Origin of the sequence: Moraxella sp. FZLJ2109 (assembly GCF_024296965.1) — a bacterium.
Taxonomy (GTDB): domain Bacteria; phylum Pseudomonadota; class Gammaproteobacteria; order Pseudomonadales; family Moraxellaceae; genus Moraxella.
Window position 1 is genome coordinate 2,236,865 of the sequence record NZ_CP101112.1, and the last position, 12,117, is coordinate 2,248,981.

The window sequence follows — 12,117 nt, forward strand, 5'->3', positions numbered from 1 at the left end:
CTAAATCCCACACCATCTTCTCAATACTTTAAGCTGATTAGATGGTGTACCATAGTTAAAACGAAACTCACATTCTTTGATAAAAAGATGAAAGTGTTTCTTGTCAATGCCATTGTACTTTCTTAAAACACGCTTGGCTTGCGACCAGAAATTCTCAATGCCGTTGATGTGATTATGGTCTTTTGCAAATTCTTTGGAATGGTTAATTCTAAAATGCTTAAAATCACTTACATCAAGAGCATTATAGCTTTTGTAGCAGTCTGTATAAACAATACTATCAGGCTTGATTTTGCTTGTGATGATAGGCATTAGCGTGTTAGTCTTGGTGTCTTTAACCACAACCACAAAGACTTTACCGTTGCGTTTTAAAAGACCGAAAACAGCTGTTTTACTACCAGCGCCACGACCACGCTTGCCTTTGTGAATGCCGCCAAAATAGCTTTCATCAAGCTCTATTTCGCCATCAAACAATTCTTTAGCCTCAAGATTAAGATGGTATTCTATCACAAGTCTGATTTTATGATAGAATAAAGCTGCTGAATTTGGGTGTATTTGTAGTAAATCAGCTGCCGAACGAGCAGTAACTTCAAGTACAAAAAATTCAAGCAGTCTTTTTTGTACTTTTTTACTTAGTTTACAATGGGTTATCTTCATAAAACTAGTATAACATGAGAGTTATTCTAGTACAGCCCCAAGATTAAACTAAAAGGACTAAGTCCTGTAAAATACAGGCGCTTAGTCCTTGACCAAACCACTTAATTTAAACCTAGTCCTTAATCTTAACTTTGTCTAAGATTTGGGGGTCGGTTCATGATGGGTGCATTTTTTATATCATGATTTTAAGTTTCAAAAAGTATTGTAAATTCAAATCAAAACACGCTATTTTTTCTGCTGGGTTTTTACATCTTGTACATCTTGTACATCTTGTACAAGATGATGATTTGAGGTTTTTACAGCTGATTTATACATACGCCAACCCATAATCGCCACAATCATTCCACTTACAAAAATCAAACAACCATCATGGCAAGTCAATGACAAATCTTCTCAAATGCAAAATTATATGTTATTGTTTTTATTTATTAATTTATTATAATGATGGCTACATTTTTATATTGAATAAATCTTACTATTTGCAGCATTTTGTGGTTTAATATCACTTTCTAAAAACTTGGTATTTTTTGTTACATATCGGCAGTGCCGAAACGAATCATGCCACACAGTGCCGATGTGATTTGGCAGCGCCGACACATTGAGCGTTTCATAATTAAAACCGAGACTTCATCATGACTGCAACAATTACTGCACCAGAATTTGTCCGTCACCAAGCCCTGATTGATTGGGTTGCCCAAATCGCCGCATTAACCAAACCTGCTCATATCGAGTGGTGCGATGGTTCAGAAGAAGAAAACCAACGCCTGATCGATTTAATGATCGCAGGTGGCACCATGATCAAGCTGAACGAAGAAAAGCACCCAAATTCTTATTTGGCATTTTCTGATCCATCAGATGTTGCTCGTGTTGAAGATCGCACCTTTATCTGCTCAGCCAATAAAGAAGATGCAGGCGCAACCAACAACTGGGAAGATCCAGCAGTAATGCGTGCTAAGCTAAACGGTCTATTCGACGGCTGTATGGTTGGTCGTACCATGTATGTCGTGCCATTTAGCATGGGTCCACTAGGCAGCCACATTGCCCACATCGGTATCGAAATCACCGACTCGCCTTATGTCGTTGTCAGTATGCGCAAGATGGCGCGCATGGGCAAGGCAGTCTATGATGTACTGGGTACAGATGGTGAATTTGTACCTTGTGTGCATTCAGTTGGTAAGCCATTGGCAGAAGGTGAGCAAGATGTTGCATGGCCTTGTAATGATGATAAATACATTGTCCATTATCCAGAAACTCGTGAAATTTGGTCATATGGTTCAGGCTACGGCGGCAATGCCCTGCTTGGCAAAAAATGCCTAGCCCTGCGCATCGCATCAGCCATGGGTCGTGAGCAAGGTTGGCTTGCTGAGCATATGCTAATCCTAGGCGTGACCAACCCAGAAGGCAAAAAACACTACATCGCTGCCGCATTCCCATCAGCGTGTGGTAAGACTAACTTTGCCATGCTTATCCCGCCAGCAGGCTATGAAGGCTGGAAAGTTGAAACGGTCGGTGATGACATCGCATGGATCAAGCCATCAGCAGACGGCAAGCTATACGCCATCAACCCAGAAGCAGGCTTCTTTGGTGTCGCACCAGGCACGAACACCAAGACCAACTCAAACTGCATGAGCACGCTGGTTTCTGATGTTATCTACACCAATGTCGCCGTGACCGAAGATGGCGAAGTCTGGTGGGAAGGCAAAACCAAAGAAGTCCCAGCAAACCTAACCAACTGGAAACGCGAGCCACACACAGGCGAAGAGCGCGCTGCGCATGCCAATGCTCGCTTTACCGTTGCTGCTGCACAATGCCCATCGATCGACCCACAATGGGAAAATCCTGAAGGCGTGCCAATCTCTGCATTCATCTTCGGCGGTCGCCGTGCTGATACTGTGCCATTAGTTTCTGAAGCCTTTGACTGGGTGGATGGCGTATATAAAGCAGCAACCATGGGTTCTGAGACTACTGCTGCTGCCACTGGTGCGCAAGGTGTCGTCCGCCGCGACCCATTTGCAATGCTGCCATTTGCAGGGTACAACATGGCAGACTACTTCAACCATTGGCTAGAAATGGGTGAAAGCATCGGCGCCAAAGCCGCAGCCGCTGGCAACAGCCTACCAAAAATGTTCAAAGTAAACTGGTTCCGCCGTGATGAAAATGGCGACTTCGTATGGCCAGGCTTTGGTCAAAATATGCGCGTGCTACAGTGGATCATCGAACGCTGTGAAGGTAAAGCAAACGCAGTACAAACCCCAATTGGTCTAGTACCAACTTATGAAGATATCAACTGGGATCAATCAGATTTCAGCAAAGCACAATTTGATTTGGTGACCAGCCAAGACAAAGATCAGTGGATCAAAGAGCTAGAAAGCCATGCTGAGCTGTTCGAAAAACTGGGCGAGCGTATGCCACAAGCACTAAAAGCACACAATGCTAAGCTTAAGTCAGATGTGCAAGCATCTTAATCTTTAATGCCATAAAAAATCCCCGAGGTTTTATAACTTCGGGGATTTTTTATGGCAGAATCATCAACTGACTTACACTCAAAACCGCAAAAAATTTATCTAAACAACAAAATCCTTACCCAAATACACCTTACGCACCAGCTCATTGCTTAAGATCTCATCACTGCTGCCTTCAGCAATGATCGTACCTTCTGAGACGATATACGCCTTTTGGCAAATAGATAAAGTCTCGCGTACATTATGATCGGTAATCAGCACACCTATGCCACGCGCGCGCAAGGCTTCAATCACCTGCATGATATCACCGACCGAGATCGGATCAACGCCAGCAAAGGGCTCATCCAGCAAAATAAATTTCGGATTTGACGCTAAGCAGCGGGCAATCTCACAGCGACGGCGCTCACCGCCCGACACGCTCATACCCAATGAATGACGCACATGCTCAAGGTGAAATTCCGCCATTAGCTTTTCAAGCTCGGCAGTCTGCGCAGCTTTATCCAAATCCTTGCGCGTCTGCAGAATCGCCATGATGTTTTGTTCGATGGTCAATTTACGAAAAATCGATGCTTCCTGCGGCAAATAGCCAATACCCTGCGCCGCACGCTCGTGCATGGCCTTTTTGGAAATATCAGTATCACCAAACAGCACCTGACCGCGATCCATCGGCACAAGACCAATAACCATATAAAAGCTTGTGGTCTTACCAGCACCATTTGGCCCTAGAATCCCGACCACTTGCCCCTGCTCAATCTCGAACGACACATCTTTGACCACCCAACGCTGACCATAGCGCTTGCCAAGATGTCGCATACTCAAGGTCGTCACATCACACCCCGATGATTAGCGAATACCGCGCTGATTGGTATCAGAATTTGGTGGGAATATCAGTTCCACACGGCGACCTTGACCACCATTGGCTTCGACATCCCCATCTTTTAGGCTATAGCGAATGACATTACCCGAAAAGCTCGAACCTGCTTGGGTCAGCTTAGCATTACCTGTCAATGTCACGATGCCTGATACCGCATCATAGTCGATGCGATTGGCCTGACCTTTTGCCAAGCCTTTTTCTTGAGTGATGATCTGCTGCATCGTCGCAGGACGACCTGTCGCCACCGCAGAGTTGATACTGCGATTGCGAGTGTTAAGATTTACTGTCAAATTATCAGCAGCAATCTTTAGCGTGCCTTGCTCGATGGTGACATTGCCCGAATAAGTGGTCACACCTGTGCGCTCGCTATAAGTAGCACGGTCAGCCAATAGACGGATCGGCTGATTGGCATCTGATGGCAATGCACTGGCAATCATCGGCGCAACCGCCAACGCAGTCAAAAAGCTAAACTTGGCAATCAGTGGTTTGATATGCATATTAAACCTTAAAATTGTATAAAAAAATCAATCAGTTAGAATAATGGTTTGTCTTGGCGCTTTGGTGCATTGAACAGCACATCGATCTTATGAAATTCATAATCGCCCGTATTTAAATCAGCGGTATACCCTTGTGCCTTAAAGCTGTCTGTACCTTGAGTGACGGTCAATGACTCTTGGCTATTAAGCTTACGATCACGCGTATTGCCTGCTAAGCTATTGCCAACAATCACCATTTCAGGTTTGTCCGCTGTCGCTGCACGCACCATTTTAAAGCCATTCTTAAGATTTAGCGCACCTGTCTGCTGATCAAAAGTCGCTCGCTCAGCGGTCAGAGTGTAATTCTCACCCTGTGGTGGTTGCCAATTGATGGTCGCGCCCACCATCTCATCTTCACCTTGGGCATTTTGTACCAAAGAATCAGCGGTCAGGGTATATTCGGTTTCGCCAGTTTCAGGATTGGTCTGCACCGCTTGGATACCAGTGACTTCATAATTATTAGTCGCCGTCACTTCAGGCAAGGCAGGCTTGATCTCGCTGTCTTCTTGATAATAAAACCACGCTGCGACCGCCAACGCCATGATACCAAGTACGCTTAAAATGCGAAAATTCATCGCGCATCCTTATTGAAATTTGGCGATAAAGGCATCGTAATGACCTTGTGCGTGCAAAATCAGTTCACACGCTTCACGCACCGCGCCATTGCCACCTGCCTTGGTAGTGACAAAATCCGCCACCGCTTGCGTCTCAGCACAGCCATTTGGTACACTAAAGCCCAAACCTGCTTCACGCACCGCTTTTAAATCAGGCAGATCATCACCCATATAAGCACATTCGCTTAAGTCTAGGTTTAATTCATCAGCCAAGCTTGATAATGCTGTGAATTTATCATCGCGTCCTTGGATTAGGTGCTTGATGCCCAATTCACGCGCACGGCGTTCCACCATCGGTGATGTGCGCCCCGTGATGATGGCAAGCTCAATGCCAAAATCTTGCAGAGCCTTTAGCCCCACACCGTCTTGCACATAAAATGCCTTAGTCTCAACATCATAGGAGTTATAAATGATCTTGCCATCAGATAAGATGCCATCGACATCCATAGCAAACAGCTTGATATTTTTGGCTTTTTGTAAAATAACTTCGTTCATGACAAATCCTAGCTAACGCCTGCTTTTAGCACATCGTGAATGCTGATCACCCCCGCCAAATGCTGATCATCAAGCACCAACAATTGGCTGATGGCATTTTCGTTCATCACCGTCAAGGCGTCCGATGCGCGCGTTTCTTTGGCGATGGATTTTGGTGTTTTGGTCATTAGATCACTGATCTGCGCCGACAGATCAGTATTTTGAGCCAATTTACGGCGCAAATCACCATCGGTAAAAATACCCACCACTTCATCACTGGCATTGACGACAATCGCAAGACCCAAGCGACCACCAGTCATCACAAGTAGCGTATCGTTTAGGCTTGCATCATCACGCACCACAGGCAGATTATCCGTATGCATGATGTCCTGTACACGGGTCAGCAGCTTACGACCCAATGCCCCAGCAGGGTGTGATAAGGCAAAATCATTACTGGTAAAACCGCGCGCGTGCAGTAGCGCTACCGCCAACGCATCACCCAGTGCCAAGGTCGCCGTCGTGCTCGATGTCGGTGCAAGCCCAAGCGGGCAGGCTTCTTCTGAACGACCCAAGGTCAAAGCAATATCTGCTGAACGCGGCAAAATCCCACGCTTATCACGGCTGATGCTAATGAGCGGAATACCAAGCTGCTTGACCACAGGTAGTAGCATACGAATCTCATCAGACTCGCCAGAGTTAGAAATCGCAATCAGCACATCGCCTTTGACAAGCATACCAAGATCGCCATGCCCAGCTTCCCCTGGATGCATAAAAAACGCAGGCGTCCCTGTCGATGCAAAAGTCGCAGCGATCTTGCGCCCGATATGACCCGACTTGCCCATACCTGTGACCACCACACGCCCAGAGCAGGATAAAATAGCTTGGCAAGCTTCGGTAAATCGCTCATCAAGCTCATCAATCAGCAAATCCAACGCGTGCTGCTCGGTGCGAATCGCCGTGATCGCTTCTTTGATAAAATCATGATCTTGTGATGCAGTTGTGTTCATATAGCAAGTAGCCCAATTTGATCATAAATACAGCCAAAACCGTGTCAAAACACACAGTTTAATTGTGCTATGATAGCATATTTGCCGTGCAGTTTGTCAGAATTTATGGCAAATTTTGGCTTTGATAACCAAATTTAACAAAGTCAATCAAGGCGTTATCAAAACAGCCAAACCATCATACACAAAGCTAATCCATTCATTACTTTTGTCGTCAATTTTGCACTAAACAATTTATCATAAATAAAAAACTCGCAACCATATCAGCTGCGAGTTCGATAAAACTTGATGGCGATCAGCTTTCAAATTCTTCATCTTCGCCGAATTTTTCATCAGCTTTGGCATCAAAACCTTGGCGGTTAAAACTGCGCACATCAGTATTTTCAAATGCCTTACCATCAAAGCCACGCTCTTCAAAGCCCTGACGGTCAAAACCTTGGCGTTCAAAGCCCATGCCAGTAGATGCGCTACGGTCAAAGCCTGATTGCATACCACCCATACCGCCTTGATAACCCATACTGCTACGCTCAAAGCCTTGTCGCTCAAAGCCCGCTTGTGGCGTACGAGTAAAGCCACCTTGTGGGCGCGTGCCGCCTTGATAGCCACCCATCGCACCACGGTCAAAGCCTTGACGCTCAAAGCCGCTGCCTTGATAAGTGCCACTGCTCATCACACCGACATTTGATGCAGGATAGCCACCAGCAGGTGCAGAACCCCCTTCTGAACGCGGATTGCGCGTTGGTACGACGGTAGAAATGGCGTGTTTATACACCATTTGGCTAACAGTATTTTTTAGCAAAACAACATATTGGTCAAATGACTCAATTTGACCCTGTAACTTAATACCATTGACCAAAAAAATTGACACAGGAATGCGATCTTTGCGCAGCGCATTCAAAAATGGATCTTGTAAGGTTTGTCCTTTTGACATATGAATCTCCACAAAAATAGCCAAGCAATGCAAAGAATGGCTCTTAGATTATTGCAATTGCAAGAAATGTGTTTGTACTTGTTTTATACTATCAAATGAAGCGATGCTGATATGCTTTATTGTTGGATTTTCCATCAAGGCAAGCTGCTTAAGCCAAGTATATTGGCGCTTTGCCAACTGCCTTGTTGCATATAATGCCTTATTTTTCATATCTTTACAAGATACTTCATCGGCATTTATGAGATTTTTTTGTGATTTTTTATCAGTTTTACTTGCATCATGTATTTTCTGCATATCATTATTTAAAATTTGTTGAGCAAAAGTTGCTAAACCAGAATGATTTACAATCGCAGGATGCGCCGTCACTGCCAGATATTCCAGCACCTGCCGATAACCCACGCAGCGCATCGATGGCATATCCGCGGTCAGAGCTGGATATTTGTTAAGCAAGCCAACCACTTCATCAACAAAGCCATCTGCCCACATGATCTCAAGCCGCCGCTCGATCCGCTCATGCAGCCAAGCACGATCAGGTGTCACGACGATGCCGTACCACTGCCATTTTGGGTCGTGACTTAGGGCGACTTTTGGTGTGGCTTGCCAAGTACTCATCGGTACGCCTGTCTGTAGATGCACTTCGACCGCGCGAGTGATGCGCTGCGTGTCTGTTGGCTTAAGCTTTTCACAAATCACAGGGTCATGCTTCATCAGATACTGATAAATGGCATCATTGCCTTCTTCATCCAGCCATGCTTTGACTTTATCACGAACCGACTGGTCGGTTTCTGGCACGCTAGAAATGCCGTCAAACAACGCCATATAGTACATCATCGTACCACCGACCAATAGTGGAATCTTGCCCCGCTGATGAATTTCATGAATCAGTCGCTCGACATCCGCCACAAAATTCGCCACACTATAGGTCTTGGTCGGAGAAATGATATCCACCAGATGATGGGGGAATTGGGCAAGCTCATCGGCAGTTGGCTTGGCAGTGCCGATATTCATACCTTGATAAATCAATGCACTATCCACCGACACAAGCTCAAATCGCCCTGTCTGATACAGTCTAAACGCCAAATCCGTCTTACCACTGGCGGTCGGCGACATCAGACACACGACACTATTGTTGGGCAAATCTTGATAATGCGGTAGTGATGACATTTATGAAGCCTTGATAAATTCAAGCACACGGCAATCATCTGCTTGACGAGTCAAATCAATCAGATAATCAGGCTTTGGCAGATTTGATTCGGCACGGCTCGCCCATTCGATGATGACAAGGCTATCATGCTCATCAAAATATTCAAAAAATCCAATATAATCAAGCTCTTCTGGGTCATTGAGTCGGTATAAATCGGCATGATAAACCGGCTTGATGCCTGTTTTTGTTTGGATTTGATAAGGTTCAACGAGTGTATAAGTCGGGCTTTTGACTGCACCAGTATGCCCCATGGCTTGCAGCCAATAGCGAGTCAGCGTCGTCTTACCCGCACCCAAATCCCCTGACAGCCACACACTGCCCGTCAGATTCATATCAGCCAGCTGCTGGGCAAAAGCCGCAGTATCAGTTTCATTTTTTAGGATAATTTTCATATGCTCAAACTTGGACTTGCAAATCCACAGAGGGATTGATGAATGGCTTGCCTGCTTTTAGCTTATCATACATCATTGGATCGCCCCATTCTGCCTTGACCTGTTCACTAAATTCAAAGCCAGCCAAATCAAGCTTGCCCATTTGTTCATTGGTGACATCATCGCCAAAGCACTGTGCATAGCCTGTCGCCGTCTCATGGACGATAACCGAGTGTACATGGACATCTTGCTCGCCATTTTGCATTTGCGTTTGTTTTAAGATGGCGTCTGCCCAAAAGAAAATCACACGGCTAAATTGCTCAGCTGACGGTGATACAGGTAAGCTCACCCAGCGTGCACTAAAGTCTTTGCAAGCTTGTATATAGCTTGGATCATCCTTATCCCAAAAAGTGATGGCATGATCAAAGCTGTCAATGATGTCTTTGATATTACCCTTAAGTAGCCCAAAATCATAGACCATCTGCCCATGATCCAAGCGATGCGCTTCCAAGATCAGCTCAACTTGATAGCTATGCCCATGAATGGAGCGTTTGCAGCGATCGGATGAGCAGTTGCGGACGATGTGAGCATTTTCGAATTTAAACAGTTTGCGAATACGCATGAGATGCCTTTATTATTTTGATCATATGATTTTTATTATAGCATAAATTTTCATAGCGACATAAAAAACGCACCCAAGTTGGGGCTTGAGTGCGTCATCTGCGCTGCGTTTATCATGCAAATTCCAACAAGCGATCGCCGTCTTTATCGATAATGCGAGTTGGCAAGCCCATTTGATTCAGTAGATTGATGAATGGGCGCGCATCAAGCTCTTCGACATTGACCATCGTGCCGACATTCCACTCACCTGTCGCGATCAAAATTGCCGCTGCAACCGGTGGCACGCCTGCCGTATAAGAGATACCCTGACTACCAACTTCACGATAAGCTTCTTCGTGATCAGCGATATTATAAATAAAAATCTCGCCATCGACGCCGTCTTTTTTGCCCTTGACCTTGTTGCCGATACAGGTTTTGCCTTTATAATTGGGCGCAAGGCTTGCTGGATCCGGTAGGACTGCTTTGACCACTTTTAATGGCACAACTTCCAAACCTTCGGCGGTTTTGACAGGTTGTTCTGACAATAGACCTAAGTTTTTTAGTACGCCAAAGACATTCATATAATGCTCGCCAAACCCCATCCAAAAGCGGATATTTGGCACATTTAGGTTCTTGTGCAATGAATGCAGCTCGTCATGCCCTGATAGGTAGCTGTTTTGGACGCCGACTACAGGTAGATCATCCGTGCGTTTGACTTCAAACATCTGATTGGTTTGCCATTGGCTATTTTGCCAAGAATAAACGACACCAGTAAATTCACGGAAATTAATTTCAGGATCAAAATTGGTGGCAAAATATTTGCCATGACTGCCAGCATTGATATCAATAATATCAATATCTGTGACAGTATCTGTATCAAAATACTCTACACCCAAGCGTGCATAGGCATTCACCACACCCGGGTCAAATCCGATACCCAAAATCGCTGTCACGCCTGCCTTCTTAAAGGCGTCACGCTTTTTCCACTCGTAATTCTCATACCACGGTGGCGCTTCGCAAATCTTGGTCGGATCTTCATAAATCGCCGTATCCAAATAATGTGCACCTGTCTCAATACATGCATCCATCACACTCATATTGACAAATGGTGAGCCGACATTGATGACGATATGCACATCAATCGCACGAATCAACTGTACAAGCTGCTCGGTGTCCAAGGCATCGACAGCGTGTGTATGCAAGATGGCATCTTTTTTAAAACTGCCCTTTTCGGCGACGCTATTAGCAATCGCATCGCATTTTTCTTTGGTGCGCGATGCAATATGAATCTCGCCAAAAACATCATTTGCCATCGCGCATTTGTGTGCCACGACTTGTGCGACGCCACCAGCGCCAATAATCAAAACATTCGGTTGAGTCATGATAAATCCTCCTTTATGCTTAAAAAACTAAGCAAAATCAATATTATGCATGAATTAAAAAGGAAGACTTCAAGGAAAATCCATGCACCCAACATCCATCAATACTTGCAAAATCACAAGCATGACAAAGCTTAGAATAATAACGAGTATTTGGTGATTTTTCAACCATTAAATAAAAATATGTCTATTTTCGTTACCATGGAAAATAAACCAACTCTTTTAACTTTTGATACATCAACAAGTCCTCCATATTGCGCGTCTGTTCATACTTTGTTTTAAAGTAATGACATAGCCCAAAAATATTATCAGCATCCAAATTCAACTTGGAAGTCTCAAAGCCAAAAGGCATGGTTCTATATCCATCCATCGCCAAAACTACACTTACGAACCGCTCTTGGATAAAGGCACGCATCGGTGCTGGATCAGTCATATAGCGTGTGTTCTGGCGCAACATTCGCCCAATCTCGCTTTGATCGTTTTCAACCAATGCATAAAACTGATTGGCAATTTTTTGCCATTGTTGCCAATATCGTTTTTTGGCAATGACATAATTACAAAATGCCGAATTATAGTTGGTAGAAATCATGGATTTTAAATCGAGAAAAACGCCCATTTTCCGTAAGGACAATTGCATTAAACTTAAAAACCCAGGATGATTTCGCTCCCCTTGATAAAAAACATTCTGATGGTAAGTTAATGAATTAAATCCGACTGATGATAAAAACACATCTACACGATTACCATCGACATCAATAGCATGGCGCTGAATTATTTGATGCAAATCCTTGCCACACACTCCTGTTTTTTCAAAAAACTTCGGTGATAAAAAGCCGTAATAAGTATCATCATCCAGTTCATGCGTGTTCAAAAACTGCAACATCGGATAAAATTCATACCACTCTTTTGGGCCATGCGTGTTATCCAATGGTATAAAATCAGGGTCTAGCGACTGCCTAGTCGCCTCATTATAATAAATCTGATAGATCTCAATTTTTGGTGTATTCATGAATT

Annotated in this window: 13 protein-coding genes; 1 reads left to right on the forward strand and 12 read right to left on the reverse strand. The window is 44.5% G+C overall.

Annotated elements, in window-relative coordinates:
* Positions 1 to 654 carry an IS1595 family transposase gene (locus tag NKU06_RS10655; RefSeq protein ID WP_254729149.1) on the reverse strand — a complete coding sequence of 218 codons (654 nt, stop codon included), beginning with the start codon at positions 652 to 654 and terminating at the stop codon, positions 1 to 3.
* Between the two features lie 632 nt (positions 655 to 1,286).
* Between NKU06_RS10655 and NKU06_RS10660 the strand changes: the two genes are divergently transcribed.
* Positions 1,287 to 3,119 (forward strand): phosphoenolpyruvate carboxykinase (GTP), encoded by a 1,833-nt coding sequence (locus NKU06_RS10660; RefSeq protein WP_254730914.1) that lies wholly within the window; start codon positions 1,287 to 1,289, stop codon positions 3,117 to 3,119.
* A gap of 99 nt (positions 3,120 to 3,218) precedes the next feature.
* Here the strand turns inward: NKU06_RS10660 and lptB are convergent, their stop codons facing one another.
* From lptB to NKU06_RS10715, 11 genes are all read right to left on the reverse strand, one after another.
* On the reverse strand, positions 3,219 to 3,929 hold the full coding sequence (lptB, locus tag NKU06_RS10665) for an LPS export ABC transporter ATP-binding protein (protein WP_254732069.1): 711 nt from the start codon (positions 3,927 to 3,929) through the stop codon (positions 3,219 to 3,221).
* Between the two features lie 30 nt (positions 3,930 to 3,959).
* The gene (gene lptA / locus NKU06_RS10670) at positions 3,960 to 4,487 is read right to left on the reverse strand and encodes a lipopolysaccharide transport periplasmic protein LptA (RefSeq protein ID WP_254730917.1); all 528 of its coding nucleotides are present in this window, start codon (positions 4,485 to 4,487) and stop codon (positions 3,960 to 3,962) included.
* Between the two features lie 35 nt (positions 4,488 to 4,522).
* Complete coding sequence (gene lptC, locus NKU06_RS10675) at positions 4,523 to 5,101, reverse strand: LPS export ABC transporter periplasmic protein LptC (protein ID WP_254730920.1); 579 nt, start codon at positions 5,099 to 5,101, stop codon at positions 4,523 to 4,525.
* 9 nt (positions 5,102 to 5,110) lie between these two features.
* The gene (locus tag NKU06_RS10680; RefSeq protein WP_253223523.1) at positions 5,111 to 5,635 is read right to left on the reverse strand and encodes an HAD family hydrolase; all 525 of its coding nucleotides are present in this window, start codon (positions 5,633 to 5,635) and stop codon (positions 5,111 to 5,113) included.
* Between the two features lie 8 nt (positions 5,636 to 5,643).
* On the reverse strand, positions 5,644 to 6,621 hold the full coding sequence (locus tag NKU06_RS10685; protein WP_254730923.1) for a KpsF/GutQ family sugar-phosphate isomerase: 978 nt from the start codon (positions 6,619 to 6,621) through the stop codon (positions 5,644 to 5,646).
* Between the two features lie 292 nt (positions 6,622 to 6,913).
* Complete coding sequence (hfq, locus tag NKU06_RS10690; protein WP_254730925.1) at positions 6,914 to 7,549, reverse strand: RNA chaperone Hfq; 636 nt, start codon at positions 7,547 to 7,549, stop codon at positions 6,914 to 6,916.
* Between the two features lie 48 nt (positions 7,550 to 7,597).
* The gene (gene miaA, locus NKU06_RS10695) at positions 7,598 to 8,713 is read right to left on the reverse strand and encodes a tRNA (adenosine(37)-N6)-dimethylallyltransferase MiaA (RefSeq protein ID WP_254730928.1); all 1,116 of its coding nucleotides are present in this window, start codon (positions 8,711 to 8,713) and stop codon (positions 7,598 to 7,600) included.
* Complete coding sequence (gene tsaE, locus NKU06_RS10700; RefSeq protein ID WP_253223520.1) at positions 8,714 to 9,145, reverse strand: tRNA (adenosine(37)-N6)-threonylcarbamoyltransferase complex ATPase subunit type 1 TsaE; 432 nt, start codon at positions 9,143 to 9,145, stop codon at positions 8,714 to 8,716.
* A 4-nt stretch (positions 9,146 to 9,149) separates the two neighbouring features.
* Positions 9,150 to 9,746, reverse strand: a complete 597-nt coding sequence (locus tag NKU06_RS10705; protein ID WP_253223519.1) for a 6-carboxytetrahydropterin synthase — start codon at positions 9,744 to 9,746, stop codon at positions 9,150 to 9,152.
* Positions 9,747 to 9,858: 112 nt separating this feature from the next.
* Positions 9,859 to 11,106: a saccharopine dehydrogenase family protein gene (locus NKU06_RS10710; protein ID WP_254730931.1), complete on the reverse strand. Its 1,248-nt coding sequence runs from the start codon at positions 11,104 to 11,106 to the stop codon at positions 9,859 to 9,861.
* A 193-nt stretch (positions 11,107 to 11,299) separates the two neighbouring features.
* Positions 11,300 to 12,112, reverse strand: coding sequence for a hypothetical protein (locus NKU06_RS10715; RefSeq protein WP_254730934.1), 813 nt, complete (start codon positions 12,110 to 12,112; stop codon positions 11,300 to 11,302).
* Between the last annotated feature and the right edge of the window lie 5 nt (positions 12,113 to 12,117).